Raw genomic sequence first — 21,533 nt, 5'->3', positions numbered from 1 at the left:
GTTTGACCAGGGGAACACAACGTCGCATCGTATTTTTCGACCTGGATGGCACTTTGCACCAGCAGGACATGTTCGGCACCTTTATGCGCTATCTGCTGCGCCGGCGACCACTTAATCTGTTGCTGGTGGTGCCCCTCCTGCCGGTGGTGGGGATCGGCCTGCTGTTTAAAGGCCGGGCGGCCCGCTGGCCCATGAGCCTGCTGCTCTGGTCGATTACCTTTGGCCGTTCAGAGCAGACATTGCTGCGTCTTGAGGCGGAGTTTGCCCGGTGGTTTCGCCAGCGGGTCACCGCCTTTCCGGTGGTGCAGCAGCGCCTGACCGACTACCTCGGCAGTGATGACGCCGATGTCTGGCTGATCACCGGATCGCCTCAGTCGCTGGTGGAGCAGGTCTACTATGACTCCGCCTTTCTGCCGCGCGTGAAGCTGATTGCCAGTCAGATGCGGCGCGGCTGGGGGGGAAGGGTGCTGGCCATGCGCTGCCTCGGCCATGAGAAAGTCGCCCAGCTCGAAGAGAAAATCGGCACGCCGTTGCAGCTCTACAGCGGCTACAGCGACAGCAAACAGGATAACCCGCTGCTGTTTTTCTGCCAGCATCGCTGGCGCGTGACACCGGCAGGTGAGCTGCAACAGCTGGAATAAGTTTCGGCACCCGTTATAATGCGCCGCTTTTCTGTCGCCCGGAGTGGTCTGCATGAAACAACAAGATGAATACTGGATGCGCCATGCGCTCAGCCTGGCACGGCGGGCCTGGGAGCAGGGCGAAGTGCCGGTGGGGGCGGTGCTGGTGCAGAATGACCGGGTGATCGGCGAAGGCTGGAACCGGCCCATCGGCCAGCACGATCCCACCGCCCATGCGGAGATCATGGCTCTGCGTCAGGGCGGCAAGGTGCTGGAAAATTACCGTCTGCTGGAAACCACCCTCTATGTGACGCTGGAACCCTGCGTGATGTGCGCCGGGGCGATGGTGCACAGCCGGATCACCCGGCTGGTCTATGGCGCGCACGATCTGAAAAGCGGGGCGGCGGGTTCGCTGCTGGATGTGCTGGGTCACCCCGGCATGAACCATCAGGTTGAGTTAGCGAGCGGCGTGCTGGCGGAGGAGTGTGCTGCGATGCTGAGCGACTTCTTTCGTATGCGTCGCGAAGAGAAAAAAGCGTTGCGTCAGGCGCAACGCCAGAGTTAGTTCATGGCGATCTTCGGCTCCACCGCCGGATAGCCTTTGGCCAGTTCGGCCTCCGCCGCTGCCTCCGCCGCCTGGCGTGCCAGGCGCTTCTCCTGCTCCTGCAGATAGCCCACCAGACTGATCTGATACTTGCGGATGTTCTCCACATAGTTATAGGCCTCATGCCCGCGCGCATAGCCGTAGGTCGTCTGGGCGTAGTAGCGTTTCTGGCTCAGCATCGGTAACCGCAGCTTCACATCTGCCCAGCTGTCCGGATTGCCACCCTGACGGGCCGTAAGTTTCCGCACATCCAGCATATGGGCGTAGCCCATGTTGTAGGCGGCCAGCGCAAACCAGATGCGCTCATCTTCCGGGATGGTCTGTGGCACTTTCGACATCATATCCTGCAGATACTGACTGCCACCGCGAATGCTCTGTTCAGGATCGGTGCGGTCGCCCACATCCAGGCTCTCTGCGGTGTTGCGCGTCAGCATCATCATGCCGCGCACGCCGGTAGGAGAGGTGGCCTGAGGATTCCAGTGTGACTCCTGATAGGAGATCGCCGCCAGCAGCCGCCAGTCAATGCTGGTGGCGTACTTCTCAAACAGCGGCTTAATGTCGGGCAGCGTGTTGTCGATCGCGCGCAGGAAGGTGCGGGTATCGACATAATCGAAGGTGCCGACGTGGCCGAGATACTTCTCCTCCAGTCGCGCCATCGCGCCTTCTTCACCCATGCCATTAAAGAAGTCGAGCATCGCGGCATTCAGGCTGTCATCGTCGCTGTGCCGCACATACCAGGTGACCGGCTCCTCATCAGTCACGTCGAACGCCACCGCCAGCTGCGGATAGATACGCTGCAGCAGGGCGATGGTGACGGAGTCACCAATGGTGTAGTCGAGCTTGCCGTCTGCCACCGCTTCCAGCAGGGCTTTCGGGCTCTGGTCGGTGGAGATGGCCCAGTCCAGATCGGGGAACTGATTGGAACGGGCACTCTTCAGCGTGGAGAGGTAAGCCGATCCGGACGCGACCGTTAACCGCCCCTTTAAGTCACCGAGGTTTTTGGGGCGAGGCTTATCCACGCGGTAGACCAGCTGCTGCGATACGTTGTAGTAACCCGGCCCGGTCTGGTAACGGGTCAGGCGTTCGCTGTTGTAATTCAGGCCTGCGGCCAGCAAATCGGCTTTGCCATCATCCAGGTCATCGAACAGATCGCTCAGGTTAGGGCGCACCGTGACCTTGAGCTTGACGCCCAGATAATCAGCAAAACGTTTTGCCAGCTCATAATCCATACCGGCCGGAGATTGATTGACGGTGTAGTAAGTCAGGGGGGAATTGATGGTGCTGACGCGCAGCACTCCCCGTGATTTAATCTGTGAAATCGCGTCCTGCCCACCCCCATACCAGGGAATGGATGGCCACAGCGCTAACGCTAACAGCACGGCAACCAGACCGATAAACAGATAATTAAATTTTAGGCGTTTCAAATAGTTATCTCTCGCTGGCTCTAAGGCCTCTGTCTTTTAAAGGCAGTATTTGTCTTCTTTGAACTCCCAGAGCGAGGGGCATTTTGCGCAACAAAATGACGCTGAGCAACTTTTATAGCAGCTTTTGCGCAAATTTCAGGCAAATCCGTGTCGCCAAAAATTGTGCGCAAACGGTTTCGTCGCGAAGGCGCTTTCTCTATAATACGCCCCGTTTTCCCTGTTGCGCCCAATCAAGCGTCGCCCGGCGCCCTGACGAGAGACTTATGTAATGGAAATTCTGCGTGGTTCGCCCGCCCTGTCGGCATTTCGTGTAAACAAACTGCTGACCCGCTTTCAGGACGCTCATCTGCCGGTGAGTGATATTTACGCCGAGTACATCCATTTTGCTGATGTCAGCACGCCGTTAAGCGCAGACGAACAGAGCCGTCTGCAGCGCCTGCTGAAATATGGTCCCTCTCTTGCTGAACATGCCCCGCAGGGCCGTCTGCTGCTGGTGACCCCGCGTCCCGGTACGATTTCGCCCTGGTCATCCAAAGCCACCGACATCGCCCACAACTGCGGCCTGCCGCAGGTTCGCCGCCTCGAACGCGGCCTGGCCTTTTATGTGCAGGCCCCGCAGCTGACCGAAACGCAGTGGCAGGCGCTGAGCACACTGCTGCATGACCGGATGATGGAAACGGTCTTCAGCGATCTGGCGCAGGCTGAGCAATTATTCGCGCACCATACGCCGCAGCCGGTAAAGAGTGTCGATCTGCTGGGTGAGGGCCGTCAGGCGCTGGTTCAGGCGAACACCACGCTGGGTCTGGCGCTGGCGGATGATGAAATTGACTACCTGGTGACGGCCTTTACCGCGCTGGGGCGCAACCCCAACGATATCGAACTCTATATGTTTGCTCAGGCGAACTCTGAGCACTGCCGTCACAAGATCTTCAATGCCGACTGGATTATCGACGGCGAAAAACAGCCAAAGTCGCTGTTTAAGATGATCAAAAACACGATGGAGCAGACGCCGGACTACGTGCTCTCTGCGTATAAAGATAACGCCGCCGTAATGGAAGGTTCCGAAGTGGGCCGCTTCTTCGCTGACGCCGGAGAGAGCGAATACCGCTGGCATCAGGAAGCGGCGCACATCCTGATGAAGGTGGAAACACACAACCACCCGACGGCCATCTCACCGTGGCCAGGCGCCGCGACCGGTTCCGGTGGCGAAATCCGTGATGAAGGCGCAACCGGACGCGGCTCCAAGCCGAAAGCGGGCCTGGTCGGCTTCTCGGTTTCTAACCTGCGCATCCCGGGCTTTGAGCAGCCGTGGGAAGAGGACTTTGGTAAACCGGCTCGCATCGTCAGCGCGCTGGAGATCATGACCGACGGCCCTCTGGGCGGGGCGGCGTTTAACAACGAATTTGGTCGTCCGGCTCTGAATGGCTACTTCCGTACCTACGAAGAGCAGGTCACCAGCCACAACGGCACCGAACTGCGCGGCTATCACAAGCCGATTATGCTGGCAGGCGGCATCGGTAATATCCGTGCCGACCATGTACAGAAAGGCGAAATCAGCGTCGGTGCCAAACTGGTGGTGCTGGGCGGCCCGGCCATGAACATCGGTCTGGGCGGCGGTGCCGCGTCATCAATGGCCTCGGGCCAGTCTGATGCTGACCTCGACTTCGCCTCCGTTCAGCGCGATAACCCGGAGATGGAGCGCCGCTGCCAGGAAGTGATCGATCGCTGCTGGCAGCTGGGCGATGAGAACCCGATTCTGTTTATCCACGACGTGGGCGCGGGTGGCCTCTCCAATGCGATGCCAGAGCTGGTCAGCGACGGCGGCCGCGGCGGCCGCTTTAATCTGCGTGACATCCTGAGCGATGAGCCGGGTATGAGCCCGCTGGAAGTGTGGTGCAACGAATCACAGGAACGTTATGTGATGGCCGTGGCCCCGGATCAGCTGGCGCAGTTTGAAGCGATCTGCCAGCGCGAACGCGCTCCATTCGCGGTGATTGGTGAAGCGACCGAAGAGCTGCACCTGAGCCTGGAAGATTCGCATTTCAATAATAAGCCGATCGACATGCCGCTTGACGTTCTGCTCGGTAAAACGCCGAAGATGACGCGGGATGTGGTAACGCAGCAGGCGCAGGGCAACCCGCTGCAGCGTGACGGCATTACCCTGGTTGATGCGGTCAATCGTGTCCTGCATCTGCCGGCCGTGGCGGAAAAAACCTTCCTGATCACCATCGGTGACCGCAGCGTGACCGGCATGGTGGCGCGCGATCAGATGGTCGGCCCGTGGCAGATCCCGGTCGCCAACTGTGCCGTGACCACCGCCAGCCTCGACAGCTATCACGGTGAAGCCTTTGCCCTCGGCGAACGTTCGCCGGTTGCACTGCTTGACTTCGCCGCCTCGGGCCGCCTGGCCGTGGGTGAAGCGCTGACCAACCTGGCGGCAACCCAGATTGGCTCGCTGAAGCGCGTGAAGCTTTCGGCAAACTGGATGTCTGCAGCCGGTCATCCGGGTGAAGATGCTGGTTTATATGCGGCGGTGAAAGCGGTCGGCGAAGAGCTCTGTCCGGCGCTGGGGATCACCATCCCGGTCGGTAAAGATTCGATGTCGATGAAAACCCGCTGGCAGGAAGGCACCGAACAGCGTGAGATGACCTCTCCGCTGTCGCTGGTAATTACCGCGTTTGCCCGGGTCGAAGATGTGCGCCGCACCGTTACGCCGCAGTTGCAGGCCGACCGGGATAACCTGCTGCTGCTGATCGATCTTGGCAATGGGGCAAATACCCTCGGCGCAACCGCGCTGTCTCAGGTCTATCGTCAGCTTGGCGACAAGCCTGCGGACGTGCGCGATGCCACACAGCTGGCAGGCTTCTTTAACGCCATTCAGGCGCTGGTGGCTGAGCAGAAACTGCTGGCTTACCATGACCGTTCAGACGGGGGCCTGCTGGTGACCCTGGCCGAGATGGCCTTTGCCGGTCACTGCGGCATCGACGTTGACATCGCCGCGCTGGGTAACGATGCGCTGGCCGCACTGTTTACCGAAGAGCTGGGCGCCGTGATCCAGATTAACGCCGCCGATCGTGCTGCGGTGGAGCAGATCCTTGCCGATCACGGCCTTGCCGCCTCAACGCATCTGCTGGGCAGCGCGCAACCGGGCGATCGCTTCGTGATCCGTGCCGGCGAGAGCGCCGTCTACAGCGAAAGCCGGACCACGCTGCGGACCTGGTGGGCAGAGACCACCTGGCAGATGCAGCGCCTGCGTGACAACCCGGCGTGCGCCGATCAGGAACATGAGGCGAAGAAAAACGACAGCGACCCAGGCCTGAACGTTAATCTGACCTTCGATCCGCAGGAAGATGTGGCGGCACCGATGATCGCCACGGGTGCGCGTCCACGGGTCGCCGTGCTGCGTGAGCAGGGGGTCAACTCCCATGTGGAAATGGCTGCGGCTTTCGACCGGGCCGGATTCACCGCCATTGATGTGCACATGAGCGACCTGCTGGCCGGTCGTCGCGGTCTGGAAGAGTTCCAGGCGCTGGTTGCCTGTGGTGGCTTCTCCTACGGTGACGTGCTGGGCGCTGGCGAGGGCTGGGCGAAATCGATTCTGTTCAACCCGCGCGTGCGTGATGAGTTCGAAACCTTCTTCCACCGTCCGCAGACCCTGGCGCTGGGCGTCTGTAACGGATGCCAGATGATGTCGAATCTGCGTGAGCTGATCCCGGGCAGCGATCTCTGGCCGCGCTTTGTGCGTAACCAGTCTGAGCGCTTCGAAGCCCGCTTCAGCCTGGTCGAAGTGGCCGCCAGTCCGTCACTGCTGCTGGACGGCATGGCCGGCTCGCACATGCCTATCGCGGTTTCCCACGGTGAAGGCTTCGTTGAGGTGCGTGATGCGGCGCATCTGGCCGCGCTGGAATCGAAAGGTCTGGTGGCGCTGCGCTTCGTGGATAACTTCGGCAAGGTGACCGAAACCTATCCGGCTAACCCGAACGGCTCGCCAAACGGTATCACGGCCGTGACGAACGAAAGTGGTCGCGTCACCATCATGATGCCGCATCCGGAGCGCGTATTCCGTACCGTCAGCAACTCCTGGCATCCGGCAGAGTGGGGTGAAGACAGCCCGTGGATGCGTATTTTCCGCAACGCGCGCAGACAGCTGGGTTAATCTCATCCGCTGCATTAAAGAGGAGGCCTCCGGGCCTCCTCTTTTTTTGCCCCCTGTTGGCAAAAGGCGACAGAGCGGTAAGGAGGGTGTCGCTTTCTGGCGACATCTATCCTGCTGATTTTATTAGATTACTGAGCAGGGGTGATTTTATGTCGCTTTCGGACGACACTCCGCCCCTGTCATCATCAGACTTTTCGCACGGGGAGGCGGGCTAAGGCAGGCAATATGCTGAAAAATATAATCATTTATTTTCTGGCACGGAACTTGCTATAATCCTGCAGCTGCTCATTCATCTGTTTATGATTGCCCCGCCTGGCGGAAAAGAGCTCATAAAGTCCGAATGACGCACCAAACGGAGCCTGCCGTCCAACTGACCGATAATCGCTTGCGTTATCAAACACCGGACGTAACGTTGAGTAAGGCTCCACCCATTCTTACACGAGGCATTGCGCGTCGTGTCCACGGCAGGCCACTGAGCCTGCCGTTTTCTTTTCTTCCCCTTTCTTCCGTCGGCAGACTCCGCTAGCATCCTGTCAGCACTCTTTTAAGGAAGCGGCCGCGTGAAAAAATGGCGTTTATTTCCCCGTTCTCTGCGTCAGCTGGTGCTGATGGCTTTCGTGCTGGTGTTGCTGCCTTTACTGGTGCTGGCCTGGCAGGCGTGGGAAAGTCTCTCTGCGCTAAGCGAGCAGGCCGCTGACACCAACCGCAATACGTTTACCGATGTTCGCCGCAGTGAGGCGATGGCGCGCACGGCGGTGGAGCTGGAGCGAAGCTATCGTCAGTATTGCGTGCTGGACGATGCCTCACTGGCCCGCCTCTATCAGACCCAGCACACCCGCTACAGTCAGATGCTGAGTTCGCACAGCGCCAGCCTGCCGGAACTGCCCGTCTTTCAGACGCTGCAGGCCACCCTGCCGCTGCTGACGCCACTGAAATGTGACAATGGCAATCCGGTGCCGGTTGCCGCAGAGGCGCTGGATCGCTTTTCAGCCACCAACGCGCAGATGGTGCAGGACACGCGTGAAGTGGTGTTTGCGCGCGGCTTACAGCTGCAGCGCGAAATTGCCGATCGCGGCCAGTTTTTCGGCTGGCAGGCGCTGATTCTGTTTATCATCAGCCTCGCGCTGATGACGCTGTTCACCGGCATGATTATCGGACCGGTCAAGCGTATCGAGCGGATGATCAACCGGCTGGGAGAAGGGCGGGAGCTGGGGAACAGCGTGAAGTTTCGTGGCCCGCGCGAGCTGCGGTCGCTGGGACAGCGCATCGTCTGGCTGAGCGAACGGCTGGCCTGGCTGGAAACGCAGCGCCATGAATTTCTGCGCCATATCTCTCATGAACTGAAAACGCCGCTGGCCAGCCTGCGCGAAGGCACGGAGCTGCTGGCGGATGAGGTGGCTGGCTCGCTGAATGCCGATCAGAAAGAGGTGGTCGCTATCCTCGACGGCAGCAGTCGCCATCTGCAGCGCCTGATTGAACAGCTGCTTGATTACAACCGCAAACTGGCCGATGGTCCGATTCGGCTGGAGCCGGTCAGCGTGGTGGATGCGGTCGGGTCGGTGGTGAACGCGCATGCACTCTCGGCCCATGCCAGAATGATGCAGACGGTAGTCGACCTCAACGTCAGCCACTGTCTTGCTGAACCCACGCTTCTGGTGCGGGTCATCGATAACCTCTACTCGAACGCCGTGAACTACGGCAGCGAATCCGGTACCATCTGGCTGCGCAGTCAGCAGCAGGGGGATCGGATCTGGATTGATGTCGCCAACAGCGGCACGCCGATCCCGCCGGAGGAGCAGGCCATGATTTTTGAGCCGTTCTATCAGGGCAGCCAGCAGCGTAAAGGGCCGGTCAAGGGCAGCGGACTGGGTCTGAGCATTGCCAAAGATTGCCTGCGCCGGATGCAGGGCGACCTGACGCTGGTTGCCTGCGAACAGGCGGATGTCTGTTTTCGAATTGAACTGAACACCACAGCCGGGAACGTCTGACTGATGAAATATTTACCCGCTTTGCTGCTGAGCACGCTGGCGACGCTGCTGCTCAGCGGATGCACCACCGCACCGGCCACCTCCTCTCTGCCGTCTGGTCATCAGGTGGCGGAGCCGGAGGTGACGGTCGCTGACTACCTGGCGACCCGCTGTAACGATCTGTGGCCGATAGAGAAGAGCGCGGCGCTGAGCAATCCCCTCTACTGGATGCGGGCGATTGACTGCGCGGAACGCCTCTCTCCCGCCGAAGCGAGAGCCGAAGCCCACCGCTGGCCGGCAGAGAGCTGGTCGCGCGCGTTCAAGCAGGGCGTGCTGATGGCCAATGGCAACGTGACCCCCGTAGAGCGCCGTGACTATGTGGCAACCCTGGATCGCTACAACAGTGATTTTCCGCCGTCCGTGCGCCCGCTGATTCAGCTGTGGCGCAGTAACCAGACCGCGCAGCTTGACCTGAGCGAAGCGCGCACCCGCTATGCGCATCTGCAACAGAGCAGCGACCTCCAGCAGGAGACGCTCCGCCAGCAGATGGTTAAACAGCAGCAGCAGCTCAGCGATACCCAGCATAAGCTGGAGCGGCTGACGGACATTGAGCGTCAGCTCTCCTCGCGCAAAGCCCCGGATGTCTCTGAAAACGGCCACGGCACCGCGCTGCCGCAGGATGAGGAGCAATAATGGTCAGACAAGCGGCAAAACTGCTGCTGGTGGATGACGATCCCAGCCTGCTGAAGCTGCTGGGCATGCGTCTGAGCAGCGAAGGCTATCAGGTCACCACCGCAGCCAGTGGACCAGAGGCGCTGCGCCTGCTGCAGAAAGAGAAGATTGAGCTGGTGATCAGCGATCTGCGCATGGATGAAATGGATGGCCTGGCGCTGTTTGGCGAGATTCAGAAACGCCATACCGGTCTGCCGGTGATTATCCTGACCGCACATGGGTCGATCCCGGATGCGGTTTCCGCTACGCAGCAGGGGGTATTCAGCTTCCTGACCAAGCCGGTCGATCGCGATGCGCTCTATAAAGCGATTGATGAGGCGCTGGCCCAGCAGGCGCCGGTCAGTGATGACCGCTGGCGGGAGGCGATCGTGACCCGCAGCCCGCTGATGTTAAGGCTGCTGGAGCAGGCCCATATGGTGGCGCAGTCGGATGTCAGCGTGCTGATTAACGGACAGAGCGGCACCGGTAAAGAGATGCTGGCGCAGGCGATCCACGCCGCCAGCCCGCGCAACGGCAAGCCGTTTGTCGCCATTAACTGCGGCGCGCTGCCGGAGCAGCTGCTGGAGTCGGAGCTGTTCGGTCACGCCAAAGGGGCCTTTACCGGCGCGGTCAGCGCCCGCGAAGGGCTGTTCAAAACCGCGGGCGGCGGCACGCTTTTCCTGGATGAGATTGGAGACATGCCGCAACCCTTGCAGGTTAAGCTGCTGCGGGTGTTGCAGGAGCGTAAGGTCAGGCCGCTGGGCAGCGATCACGACAGCGAGATCGACGTGCGCATTATCTCCGCCACCCACCGCGATCTGCCGAAGGCGATGGAGAAAAAGGAGTTCCGCGAGGATCTCTTCTATCGTCTCAATGTGGTGAACCTGAAAATTCCGGCGCTGCATGAGCGCACCGAAGATATTCCGCTGCTGGCTAATCATCTGCTGCGTCAGGCTGCGGAACGCCATAAACCGCAGGTGCGCAGTTTTTCAGTCGATGCGATGAAGCGTCTGATGGCCGCCAGCTGGCCTGGCAACGTGCGTCAGCTGGTTAACGTGATTGAGCAGTGCGTGGCGCTGAGTTCATCGCCGGTCATCAGCGATGCGCTGGTGGAGCAGGCGTTAAGCGGTGAAAACAGTGCGCTGCCCACCTTTGCTGAGGCGCGCAATCAGTTTGAGCTGAACTATCTGCGTAAGCTGCTGCAGATGACGAAGGGCAACGTGACCAATGCCGCGCGACTGGCTGGACGCAATCGCACGGAGTTCTATAAGCTGCTCTCCCGTCATGAGCTGGATGCCAGTGATTTCAAAGAGTAGGGCAGGCTGAGACGGGCGAGCGCCAGGTTGCCTGCTGAGGCGCGGATCGTGGCCGGGCATGCTCCCGGCGCTGACAGCGCTTGCGGCAACCTGAAGAATCCCGGATATTAGCGCCCGACAGCGCCAGCAACATTTATACTTGATAAACCCTCTGACCATGGAGGGAGTGAAAAAGGGTCTGACATGAAAAAGATTGATGCGATTATCAAACCATTCAAGCTCGATGATGTTCGTGAAGCCTTAGCGGAAGTGGGCATCACCGGGATGACCGTGAGTGAGGTTAAAGGCTTTGGTCGCCAGAAAGGGCACACCGAGCTGTATCGCGGCGCAGAGTATATGGTCGACTTTTTGCCGAAAGTGAAGATCGAGATGGTGGTGGGCGACGATATCGTTGATACCTGCGTCGAGACCATTATGCGCACGGCGCAGACCGGCAAAATCGGTGACGGTAAAATCTTTGTCTTTGACGTTGCGCGCGTGGTGCGAATCCGTACCGGCGAAGAGGATGAAGAGGCAATCTGATGCCCTGCTGCGCCTTGCGTGTATCCGCTGCTGCCAGCATTACCCTGCATCGTTCAACAGATTAAGCCCGCACTGCGGGCTTTTTTACGCTCATTACATGCCTTTATGCGGGCCAAACAGTTCGTAATGAATGCGTGTGTCTGCCACGCCGGCATCCCGCAGCTGCGCCACCACGTGCTCCATAAAAGCCAGCGGACCGCAGAGATAGAAGTGGGTGGCGGGTGAGGCCAGCCGTGCAGAGAGGGCGGTGAGATCCATCACGCCCTGAGCCTCATAGTGTCCGGCATCCTCAGCTGCGGGCTCGCGATACCAGACCCGGTGGGTGAAATCGGCCAGCTGTGCGCCTGTCGCGGCCACTTCATTGCGAAACGCATGCTGTCTGCCGTTCTCTGCCGCGTGCAGCCAGCTGACCGGCGCGCGATGATAACCGGCGGCCAGCGCATGCAGCATCGCCAGCATCGGCGTCTGACCCACGCCCGCGGAGATCAGCGCCACCGGCGTAGCAGGGGTGACTTCAAGGAAGAAATCCCCGTGCGGCGCGGTCAGCTGCAGCACATCACCTTCGCAGGCATGCTGATGCAGCCAGCCGGAGACGCTGCCCGCGGCTTCACGTTTCACCGCGATACGGTAATCTCTGCCGTTGCTGAGGTGAGTAAGCGAATACTGACGGATCTGACGATGGTCGAAACAGGCAGGCTGCAGATGAACGGTCAGATACTGACCCGGTTTAAAGGCCGCTACCGGCCCTCCGCCAACCGGCGTCAGGGTAAAGCTTTTGATCACCTCGCTCTGCTGTTCAATCGCGCTGATGCGAAACGCACGGGTGCCGCGCCAGCCACCGCGCTGGTTCTCTGTCGCCTGATAAATCTCCTCCTCACGCTGGATGAACAGATCCGCCAGCACGCCATAGGCCCGTCCCCACGCGGCCAGCGCCTCTTCACCCGGATTCAGCAGCTCGCGCAGCGTTGCCAGCAGATTCTCCCCGACGATAGCGTACTGCGCAGGCTGAATATTCAGGCTGGTGTGCTTCTGCGCAATCTTCTCTACGGCGGGCAGCAGCACGGCCAGATTCTCCAGATTCGCGCCATAGGCGCAGATAGCGTTAAACAGGGCTTCGCGCTGAGCACCGTTGCGCTGATTGTTCATGTTGAAAACGTTTTTCAGCTCAGGGTGGCGGGTCAGCATGCGTTCGTAAAAGTGCGCGGTCAGCTTCGGACCGCAGGCGGCGACGGCAGGGAGGGTCGATTTAACAGCGGCGATTGTCTGTGCATCAAGCATATCAGTGACCTCATTTTAAAGTTGCATTTTAAATGCATCTTAATACCGTCTCGCTTCTGCTGTAAAGCAGCCGGTCAGTTTTCACCGGCTGCCGGTGGCAACTTTTCCGTGCATTTGGAAAAAAGCGCCTGTTATCAGACGCGGATTCGGCGGGCCGGAGAGGGGAGAAAAGGTGTAAAAAAGCAGTGCCACCCGTCAGCCAATCGTTTGCGTAAAAAGAGGCGGTTCACCCTACCTTCACCTGTTAAAACGGTTTACACTGTTGGCCTTCGCTCCCAGAGGGGGCAAATACCGTCAGAAAGTTAGCTGAGTCAGGAGATCCGGATGTTAAAGCGTGATATGAACATTGCCGATTATGATGCCGAGTTGTGGCAGGCGATGGAGCAGGAGAAAGTGCGTCAGGAAGAGCACATTGAACTGATTGCTTCTGAAAACTACACCAGCCCGCGTGTTATGCAGGCGCAGGGTTCTCAGCTCACCAACAAATACGCTGAAGGCTATCCGGGTAAACGCTACTACGGCGGTTGTGAATACGTTGATATCGTTGAGCAGCTGGCGATCGATCGCGCAAAAGCGCTGTTTGGTGCCGACTACGCTAACGTGCAGCCTCACTCCGGTTCACAGGCAAACTTCGCCGTCTACACCGCGCTGCTGCAGCCGGGCGACACCATCCTTGGGATGAACCTGGCGCACGGTGGACATCTGACTCACGGCTCACCGGTTAACCTCTCCGGCAAACTCTATAACGTGGTTGCTTACGGTATCGATGAAACCGGTAAAATCGACTATGACGAGCTGGCTGAACTGGCGCAAACCCATAAGCCAAAAATGATCGTGGGTGGCTTCTCTGCCTACTCCGGCGTCTGCGACTGGGCAAAAATGCGTGAAATCGCCGACAGCGTCGGTGCCTGGCTGTTCGTCGACATGGCGCACGTTGCCGGTCTGGTCGCGGCTGAGGTCTATCCGAGCCCGGTTCCGCATGCGCACATCGTCACCTCCACCACCCACAAAACTCTGGCGGGTCCGCGTGGCGGCATCATTCTGGCGAAAAACGGCGACGAAGATTTCTACAAAAAGCTGAACTCTGCGGTCTTCCCGGGCGGTCAGGGTGGTCCTCTGATGCACGTTATCGCCGGTAAAGCGGTAGCCTTCAAAGAGGCGATGGAGCCGGAGTTCAAAACCTATCAGCAGCAGGTGGCAAAAAACGCCAAAGCGATGGTAGAGGTGCTGATTGAGCGCGGTTACGACATCGTCTCTGGCGGAACCCATAACCATCTGTTCCTGATCGATCTGGTGAGCAAAAACATGACCGGTAAAGAAGCGGATGCCGCACTGGGCCGTGCCAACATCACCGTCAACAAAAACAGCGTGCCAAACGATCCGAAGAGCCCGTTTGTCACCTCGGGTATCCGTATCGGTACCCCGGCCGTCACGCGTCGTGGCTTTAAAGAAGCGGACGTACGTGAACTGGCAGGCTGGATCGCGGACGTGCTGGACAACGTCAACGACGAAGCGACCATTGAGCGCACTAAGCAGAAAGTGCTGGAAATCTGCGGTCGTCTGCCGGTCTACGCTTAATCGCTAACCTGTTGTAAGACAGCACAAAAAGGATGGCATCTGCCATCCTTTTTTATTGCCTGTCTGGTGGCGCTCTGCCAGAGTAGCGCCCACCTGTGCTGCAAGGCAGCAAACCTGCTGGAGGGAATATGGCAATCGGCTCCGCCAGATGGCTCGGACTGGGCTACTTCACTTACTTCTTCTGTTACGGCATCTACCTGCCATTCTGGGGCGTGTGGCTGAAAGGCACCGGTCTGGATGCAGAAAAAATCGGCCTGCTGCTGGGCTGTGGCATGGTGGCGCGCTTTGTCGGCAGCCTGCTTATCGCGTCTCAGGTCAGAAATCCTGCCCGGCTGATCACGGCGCTGCGCCTGCTGGCCCTGATGACCTGCCTGTTCATCATCGGATTCTGGGTGGGTGAGCAGTGGATGTGGCTGATGGCGGTGATAATTGGCTTCAATCTCTTTTTCTCCCCGCTGGTGCCGCTCAGCGATGCGCTGGCTGCCACCTGGACACGGCAGATTGGTCTGGCTTATGGACCGGTGCGACTGTGGGGATCGCTGGCCTTTGTGCTCAGCTCAGCGTTAACCGGTGTGCTGGTCAGCGCCTGGACCTCCCGGGCGATTCTGCTGCTGCTGTCGCTGGGCGCGGTCAGTATGCTGGCCGGCATGATGCTCACCCCCGTCACGCAGCCACAGGGCGATGAGCGCCAGGGTGCCGCAGGTGGGGGCTGGCAGGCGTGGCGGGCGCTGCTGCGTGAGAACGCCGTCTGGCGGTTCATGCTCTGCGTGACGCTGCTGCAGGGCGCGCACGCCGCCTATTACGGCTTCAGTGCTATCTGGTGGCAGGAGAGCGGCTACTCCGCCTCGACGGTGGGCTATCTCTGGTCGCTGGGCGTGGTGGCGGAAGTCGTGGTTTTTGCCCTGAGCAACCGCCTGTTCCGTCGCTGGAGCGCCCGGGATCTGTTGCTGCTTTCAGGCATCTGCGCGCTAATCCGCTGGAGCCTGATGGGAGCCACTACCGCACTGCCGCTGCTGATTGTGGCGCAGATCCTTCACTGTGGCAGCTTCACCGTCTGTCATCTGGCGGCGATGCGCTTTATTGCGGCGCGGCAGGGAGCCGAAGTGATCCGCCTGCAGTCGCTCTACTCCGCTCTGGCAATGGGCGGCGGGATTGCGGTAATGACCATGATCTGTGGCGTGCTATTTACCCATCTGCAGGGCCACCTTTTCTGGGTCATGGCGCTGGTGGCGCTGCCCGCACTGTTCCTTCGTCCCGGCTACGACTCCAGTAAGTAACGAATACGCTGCTGATGGTGTAACGTCAGCGGCAGTTCGGCGTGCACCAGCGGCGGCGAGAAGAGAGGCAGCGAAGTAGGGTAGGGCGAGATGATGATATCCACATCACGCGGTGCGCCCTCCTGTTGAAACTGTCTGATATCCTGATAGGTAATATTGATCGGCAGCAGCGTGATCTCGCGGATCTGCTGCTCCACATCCTGCTCCAGCTGCGTATCATCCCCCGTCAGAATCAGCACCTGCTTCTCCTGCAAGGCACTCTCCTGCATCAGCCAGGCACCGAAAATAATGGTCATTAAACTCACCTCTTCCGGCGTAAAAGCGACGCTGTAATGCTGTTCAAACGGCTGTAAGGCCTGCTGCGTGGTGCGCAGCAGACGGGGATAGAGGCGGCTGACATCCAGCGCGACGCTGTTGTCGATACCGATCTGGAAGTGGGTGCGCTCCAGCGCCTGGGCCAGATGCGGGTAGAGCTGGTTCAGCAATCCGTCGCGGTCAGCAAAGGTAACACCGGCGCACTGTTCGAAGTCATTGATCAACTGCTGCGTCGCCGTCATTAACTGCTGCTCGGCAGGATGATGAATGGCATGGGTCAGCGGCGTATGGATCTGGCTGAAGAGCAGCGTCCAGAAATCCGCTTCACTGATCGGCGGGGCCAGGTGGCAGCGTTTGCGCCAGTGGTGGATCACATCCTCGGCGGCCTGCCGCTCTGCCTTATGCAGCAGCCAGTGACGCTGCGCCTCACTGAACAGCACCGGCTGGCGCTCGCATAAGCCATATTTCATAAAAATCTGCAGAAAAAGGCGGTCGCGCTCGCTGAAATCCCGCTTCAGGCGCAGGCCGCAGTGCTGGATCAGTGCCTGCAGGTTGGTCTCATCCCACAGCGCTTTCTCAATCTTCATCACCTTCAGGCGCTGGCGCAGCGGGGCGGCAAAATGCGCGCAGACAAACTCCTGCGACAGACGCAGACTGCGCCGCAGGTTGTGCAGCAGACAGAGTCGCCGATTCAGCTCTGTGCCATGAAGACGAAAACTGCCGTCCACCATCTGGTGCAATTCCAGCTGGTGATATCGCTGTATCTCATGACCGACATCCGCGATATCCTGTCGGGCAACGGCAGGATCGACGCCATTAAGCTGGCAGACTTTCTCAAGTGTGAGCGCGGATGATGGCAGAAACAGCAGCAATAAAAGGTGGCACTGACGCTGTGAACGGGTGAAGAGTGGTGCCAAAGGGGTAGCAGAACTCATCAATCAGATTTCCAGCAGGCTATTTTGAGCTAAGAATAGTCAACCGCGTCAGCGCCTGTGCGCTTTGCGCGGTTTATTTGCCGGAGGTTTAAGGCGGGTCACAAAATTTTGTTACTTATAGATTCTTTTCATCGGGAACGTTACTTTATAACATTATGAAACGCGCACTTTTAACCTTACTGATGGCATTAAGTCCGGCTGTCGTGGCTCATCCTCACAGTTTCATCGACATGAAAACCGCGCTGGTGGCACAGGGTGACACCTTTACCGGTTTAAAGATGACCTGGACCATGGATGAAATCACCTCCGCCGATCTGCTTTATGATGCAGGCGACGCCAGACCGGGCAGCGTGGTGTGGAAAAAGCTGGCGGCGGGCGTGATGGCGAACGTTCTTGGCCAGCACTACTTTTCTGAAGTCTGGCATAACAAACAGCGGGTAAAGTTTTTGAATCTGCCAACGGAATATAATCTGTCACGCAATGGCCATAAGGCGGTGCTCGAATTTATTCTGCCGCTGGCGGAGCCGCCGACGCTGACCGGACAGCACTTTGAGATCCTGACCTTCGATCCCACCTACTTCGTCGATATGTTCTATGACAATCCCGGCGCCTTAACGCTGCCGCCTGCACTGCAGGGGCGCTGCCGCTTTACCCTGACGACACCGAAACCCAATGATTCGCTGAAGCAGTATGCGCTGTCGCTGGATAAAGCCGATGCCCCCGCAGAGGAGATGGATCTGGGCCGCCAGTTTGCTCAGACGGTGGGGCTGACATGTCAGTAATGTCCACACCGGGGCGGGGATCGCGGCTCTGGCCACTCTGGCTGATGGCGGCGTTGCTGCTGAGCGGCGGACTGCTGGTCTGGATCTACTGGTCACAGATTCTGCTGCAGAGCGTGTTGTGGCAGAAAGATCTGCACCGGCAGATGACGCAACTGTTGCAGCAGGTGGCTGAGCAACCCCATCAGGCGGGTCTGTCGCTGGTGATTTTCAGCCTGCTGTATGGCGTGCTGCATGCGCTGGGGCCGGGCCACGGAAAAGTAGTGATCGCCACCTTTCTGGCGACCCATCCTGCCAGAGTGAAAACCAGTATCAGGCTGACGCTGCTCGCCTCACTGTTGCAGGGCTCGGTGGCTATCGGGCTGGTGACGGTGATGCTGGTCATACTGCAAACCTCGTCGCGCCAGCTGCACCTCAGCAGTTTCTGGCTGGAGAAGGGCAGCTATCTGCTGGTGATCGGTCTGGGTGTGCTGATGGGCTATCGGGCGCTGCGTGCCCTGTGGCGGGCTTTGCGTCCCCGGCCTGCGCCACTGTTTCGCGCTTTCCAGCCCCATCATCAGCATGATGCGCAGTGTGGATGCGGACATGCACACCTGCCGACACCGCAGCAGATGCAGGTAAGTGTCAGCCTGAAAACTCAGCTGCTGGTCGTGGTGTCGATGGGATTACGCCCCTGTTCCGGCGCGATCATGATGCTGCTGTTTGCCAAAGTGATCGGCGTGTATGGCTGGGGCGTGCTCTCGGCTGCGGTGATGGCGCTCGGCACGGCCCTCACCATTTCCGCCATAGGCGTGCTGGTTCAGCAGGCGCGCTCGGTGGCGCAACGGCTGGCGCAGCCCCGCGAAACGGCGGGCAGGGCGCGGCTGCTTATCCCGCTGCTGACCCTGACCGGCAGTCTGATTTTAATCGTCGCGGGTCTCGCCCTGTGGCAATCAGCCCAGCTGACGCTGGGCGGTGGTATCCGCCCTTTCTGAATTAAAAACGCAGCGGGAATAAAATAGCCGCTGCGTTCTTCTCTTCGCTAATCCGCTTTAAATTCACATCTTTATTATTTTCTCACGCCGCTTTAGTGGAGAAGTGACTATTTCCTGTCTACGCTGTTAATACCAAATCGGCACGTCGCCGTCGGGATGATAAAAGATCAAAGCAGCTTTCTTTTTTGTGAGGAGTATATTTCATGGCTGATACCCGTATTAATAATGGTTATACCGAAACGCTGGCGACCGGGCCCGCAGGATTACCGTTAAAGCGTATTTCCTGGAGCGCCGTATTTGCCGGTGTTATCTGCGCGCTTATCGTTCATATCATTCTGACGCTGCTGGGAACGGCGATCGGTGCCACCACCATTGATCCGATGAAAGAACAGAATCCTCTGGATGGCCTTGGTACGGGCGCACTGGTCTGGACGGCGATTGAGATGCTGGTTGCCATTGCGGCGGGTAGCTATGTGGCAGGACGCCTGGCGCAGCGCGAAGGCGCCATGCACGGTTTACTGATGTTTGGCCTTAGCACAATTTTCACTATTTACCTGGCGGTTACGCTGGCTTCCAGTGTATTAGGCGGCGCGATGAATATTGTAGGCTCCGGCTTCCAGGCGCTGGGTAATGGTATTTCCGCAGCGGCACCTTCGGTAACGCAAATGGCAAAAGAGAAGCTGCAGGAAAATAATATTAATCTGGATAACCTGCAGAGCGAACTGGAAACCACGCTGCGTCAGACCGGTAAGCCGGAATTACAGCCAGAGAATTTAAAACAGGATGCGAATAACGAAGCGCAGAATGCAGAGAATCAGGCGAACAATACCGCAAACCATCCGCAGACGGCCGATACCGATCTGGCTAACTGGTTAAAAGGTGTGATGGACCGTCATTCCGATACGCTGCAGGCCGCTGACCGTGATGCGCTGAAAAATATTATCAAGGCGCGCACCGGTAAAAGCGATGAGGAAGTGGATCAGATCGTTGCCAAAACCGAGCAGAGCTATCAGCAGGCCGTTCAGAAGTATCAGGAACTGAAACAGCAGGCTGAGCAGAAAGCGCGTGAAGCCGGCGAAAAAGCGGCCGCCGCCACTGCAAAAGCGAGCTGGTATGCCCTGATTCTGCTGATCATCGAAGCCGTGCTGGCGGGTGTGATGGGTATGGTGGGTCGTCGCACTCAGCCTCGTCAGGTGCTGGCGCACGAACGTCGCTAATCCCCTGTAACAGGCAATAAAAAAGGCGGCTGAGAAGCCGCCTTTTTTCTGTCTGAAACTTAGCGCTTTAACGCTTCGCTCAGCTCATCACGCATGGAGGAGAGCATCGCTTTCACCACGCGCGGGTTACCGGCAACGATATTACCGGAGTGCATATAGCCATGGTTACCGGTGAAGTCTGTCACCAGACCGCCCGCTTCACGAACCAGCAGTTCACCCGCCGCAAAGTCCCACGGCTTCAGGCCGATTTCAAAGTAACCGTCCACGCGACCGGCGGCCACGTAGGCCAGATCCAGCGCAGCTGAACCGGTGCGGCGGAAATCGGCGCACTGCGTAAAGAGTTTGGTCAGGATGTTCATGTAAGCCGGTGCATGCTGCTTCATCTTGAACGGGAAGCCGGTTGCCAGCACGGTGCCATCCAGATCGCGGGCAATGCTGCCGCGCAGACGATAGCCGTTCAGCTGGGCGCCCTGACCGCGTGAAGAGGTGAAGAGCTCATTGCGCATCGGATCGTAAACGACCGCGACTTCAGTGCGGCCTTTGATGCGCACAGCGATAGAGACAGCGAAGTGGGGCAGACGTTTGATGAAGTTTGAGGTGCCATCCAGCGGATCGATAACCCATTGAACGTCCTGATCTTCGCCCGCCAGCTCACCGCTTTCTTCGGTGATGATGGTGTGTTTCGGGTAAGATTTACGAATGATTTCGATAATCAGGCGTTCTGCTTCACGGTCAACATTGGTTACGAAGTCGTTGCTGCCTTTCTGGCTGGCTTCGACGGCGTCCGGGGTTTCATAATATTTGGCAATTAAATTTCCGGCCTTGCGCGCTGCGCGCACGGCAATGTTGAGCATTGGATGCATCGGTATCTCTCGCTGGATGTTAAAGAACGGGGAAAACGGCGCGGAGTATAGCAGTGTGTTCGGTAAATGTCCTGCTTTATGTTAGGATTCACCCCACTGATTTTACTGACCCGTTTCTGAGTATCCCTAATCATGCTGCAAAATATTCGTATCGTTCTGGTTGAGACCTCTCACACCGGTAACATGGGCTCCGTTGCGCGCGCCATGAAAACCATGGGCTTAACCAACCTCTATCTGGTGAATCCGCTGGTCAAGCCCGACTCACAGGCCATCTCACTCGCGGCGGGTGCCAGCGATGTTATCGGCGACGCGAAAATCGTCGACTCGCTGGATGAGGCGATCGCCGGCTGCAGTCTGGTCGTGGGCACCAGCGCCCGTTCCCGCTCACTGCCATGGCCAATGCTGGATGCGCGTGAGTGCGGCGTGAAAAGTGTGGAAGAGGGCCAGCAGGCACCGGTCGCGCTGGTCTTTGGGCGTGAGCGCGTCGGCCTGACCAACGAAGAGTTGCAGAAGTGTCATTATCACGTCGCGATTCAGGCTAATCCGGAGTACAGCTCGCTGAATCTGGCGATGGCGGTGCAGATTATCGCCTATGAAGTGCGCATGGCATGGTTACAGTCGCAGGAGCAGGCCAGCCCGGCACCGAAGTATGAAGAATCGCCTTATCCGCTGGTCGACGACCTGGAGCGCTTCTATCAGCATATGGAACAGATGATGCTGAACAGCGGCTTTATCCGTGAAGCCAATCCTGGTCAGGTGATGAGCAAACTGCGCCGTCTTTATACCCGCGCGCGTCCGGAACGCGATGAACTCAACATTCTGCGCGGCATGCTTTCCTCCTTTGAAAAGCCAAAAAGCGATAAAAAATAAGCGGTTAATAGTTGAGTGTTTTACCAGGTTAAATAGTTGAGTGTTTTACCAGGTTAAATAGTTGACCAATTTACTCGGGAATGTCAGACTTCAGAGCATCTGTTGCTAATCCTCCGATAACCGGACG

Annotated in this window: 17 protein-coding genes; 13 read left to right on the top strand and 4 right to left on the bottom strand. The window is 58.5% G+C overall.

The genetic code is table 11. From position 1 onward, the window contains the following. Nucleotides 1–2 precede the first annotated feature (2 nt). Together yfhb and tadA are read left to right on the top strand one after the other, a co-directional pair. Nucleotides 3–641, top strand: coding sequence for a phosphatidylglycerophosphatase C (gene yfhb, locus HFD92_RS16140; protein WP_009088677.1), 639 nt, complete (start codon nt 3–5; stop codon nt 639–641). A gap of 52 nt (nt 642–693) precedes the next feature. Beyond that, nucleotides 694–1,185 (top strand): tRNA adenosine(34) deaminase TadA, encoded by a 492-nt coding sequence (gene tadA / locus HFD92_RS16135; RefSeq protein ID WP_009088680.1) that lies wholly within the window; start codon nt 694–696, stop codon nt 1,183–1,185. On the opposite strand, the gene mltF is transcribed toward tadA, so the two are convergent. Next, nucleotides 1,182–2,648, bottom strand: a complete 1,467-nt coding sequence (gene mltF / locus HFD92_RS16130) for a membrane-bound lytic murein transglycosylase MltF (protein WP_150028955.1) — start codon at nt 2,646–2,648, stop codon at nt 1,182–1,184. The two genes, tadA and mltF, sit on opposite strands and share 4 nt — an antisense overlap. Before the next feature lie 268 nt (nt 2,649–2,916). On the opposite strand from mltF, the gene purL reads away from it, so the two are divergent. From purL to glnB, 5 genes are all read left to right on the top strand, one after another. Then, nucleotides 2,917–6,804, top strand: a complete 3,888-nt coding sequence (gene purL / locus HFD92_RS16125; RefSeq protein WP_167429249.1) for a phosphoribosylformylglycinamidine synthase — start codon at nt 2,917–2,919, stop codon at nt 6,802–6,804. Nucleotides 6,805–7,364: 560 nt separating this feature from the next. Further along, nucleotides 7,365–8,792 carry a HAMP domain-containing sensor histidine kinase gene (locus HFD92_RS16120; RefSeq protein ID WP_046102377.1) on the top strand — a complete coding sequence of 476 codons (1,428 nt, stop codon included), beginning with the start codon at nt 7,365–7,367 and terminating at the stop codon, nt 8,790–8,792. A gap of 3 nt (nt 8,793–8,795) precedes the next feature. Continuing rightward, nucleotides 8,796–9,464, top strand: coding sequence for a two-component system QseEF-associated lipoprotein QseG (gene qseG / locus HFD92_RS16115; RefSeq protein WP_009088688.1), 669 nt, complete (start codon nt 8,796–8,798; stop codon nt 9,462–9,464). Continuing rightward, complete coding sequence (glrR, locus tag HFD92_RS16110) at nt 9,464–10,798, top strand: two-component system response regulator GlrR (RefSeq protein WP_009088690.1); 1,335 nt, start codon at nt 9,464–9,466, stop codon at nt 10,796–10,798. Before qseG ends, glrR begins: the two co-directional genes overlap by 1 nt. Nucleotides 10,799–10,981: 183 nt before the next feature. After that, nucleotides 10,982–11,320, top strand: coding sequence for a nitrogen regulatory protein P-II (gene glnB / locus HFD92_RS16105; RefSeq protein WP_003848647.1), 339 nt, complete (start codon nt 10,982–10,984; stop codon nt 11,318–11,320). Nucleotides 11,321–11,413: 93 nt separating this feature from the next. On the opposite strand, the gene hmpA is transcribed toward glnB, so the two are convergent. Further along, nucleotides 11,414–12,598 carry an NO-inducible flavohemoprotein gene (gene hmpA / locus HFD92_RS16100; protein WP_167429248.1) on the bottom strand — a complete coding sequence of 395 codons (1,185 nt, stop codon included), beginning with the start codon at nt 12,596–12,598 and terminating at the stop codon, nt 11,414–11,416. A 324-nt stretch (nt 12,599–12,922) separates the two neighbouring features. Between hmpA and glyA the strand changes: the two genes are divergently transcribed. Both glyA and HFD92_RS16090 read left to right on the top strand, forming a co-directional pair. Continuing rightward, entirely contained in the window at nt 12,923–14,176 is a 1,254-nt protein-coding gene (gene glyA, locus HFD92_RS16095; protein ID WP_009088694.1) for a serine hydroxymethyltransferase, read from the top strand. 128 nt (nt 14,177–14,304) lie between these two features. Beyond that, entirely contained in the window at nt 14,305–15,453 is a 1,149-nt protein-coding gene (locus tag HFD92_RS16090; protein WP_167429247.1) for a 3-phenylpropionate MFS transporter, read from the top strand. Here HFD92_RS16090 and csiE read toward each other — a convergent pair. Continuing rightward, nucleotides 15,435–16,703, bottom strand: coding sequence for a stationary phase inducible protein CsiE (csiE, locus tag HFD92_RS16085; RefSeq protein ID WP_111208322.1), 1,269 nt, complete (start codon nt 16,701–16,703; stop codon nt 15,435–15,437). The two genes, HFD92_RS16090 and csiE, sit on opposite strands and share 19 nt — an antisense overlap. A 155-nt stretch (nt 16,704–16,858) precedes the next feature. Here csiE and HFD92_RS16080 point away from each other — a divergent pair, with 155 nt between their 5' ends. The 3 genes from HFD92_RS16080 to HFD92_RS16070 all read left to right on the top strand — a co-directional run bounded on the left by HFD92_RS16080 (nt 16,859) and on the right by HFD92_RS16070 (nt 19,673). Continuing rightward, nucleotides 16,859–17,485 (top strand): DUF1007 family protein, encoded by a 627-nt coding sequence (locus HFD92_RS16080; protein ID WP_009088701.1) that lies wholly within the window; start codon nt 16,859–16,861, stop codon nt 17,483–17,485. Further along, the gene (locus HFD92_RS16075; protein WP_167429246.1) at nt 17,476–18,456 is read left to right on the top strand and encodes a nickel/cobalt transporter; all 981 of its coding nucleotides are present in this window, start codon (nt 17,476–17,478) and stop codon (nt 18,454–18,456) included. The genes HFD92_RS16080 and HFD92_RS16075 overlap by 10 nt, the downstream gene beginning before the upstream one ends. Before the next feature lie 203 nt (nt 18,457–18,659). Continuing rightward, nucleotides 18,660–19,673, top strand: coding sequence for a TIGR04086 family membrane protein (locus HFD92_RS16070; protein ID WP_046102373.1), 1,014 nt, complete (start codon nt 18,660–18,662; stop codon nt 19,671–19,673). Nucleotides 19,674–19,732: 59 nt separating this feature from the next. Here HFD92_RS16070 and suhB read toward each other — a convergent pair whose 3' ends face one another. Next, nucleotides 19,733–20,536 (bottom strand): inositol-1-monophosphatase, encoded by an 804-nt coding sequence (suhB, locus tag HFD92_RS16065; RefSeq protein WP_009088706.1) that lies wholly within the window; start codon nt 20,534–20,536, stop codon nt 19,733–19,735. Nucleotides 20,537–20,668: 132 nt separating this feature from the next. Between suhB and trmJ the strand changes: the two genes are divergently transcribed. Then, nucleotides 20,669–21,406 carry a tRNA (cytosine(32)/uridine(32)-2'-O)-methyltransferase TrmJ gene (trmJ, locus tag HFD92_RS16060; RefSeq protein ID WP_009088708.1) on the top strand — a complete coding sequence of 246 codons (738 nt, stop codon included), beginning with the start codon at nt 20,669–20,671 and terminating at the stop codon, nt 21,404–21,406. The last annotated feature ends 127 nt before the right edge of the window (nt 21,407–21,533 follow it).

The organism is Pantoea sp. EKM101V, assembly GCF_011800325.1.
Taxonomy (GTDB): Bacteria; Pseudomonadota; Gammaproteobacteria; order Enterobacterales; family Enterobacteriaceae; genus Pantoea; species Pantoea anthophila.
Note: the sequence above shows the minus strand (reverse complement) of the source record. Positions and strands in the feature narration are given on the sequence as shown.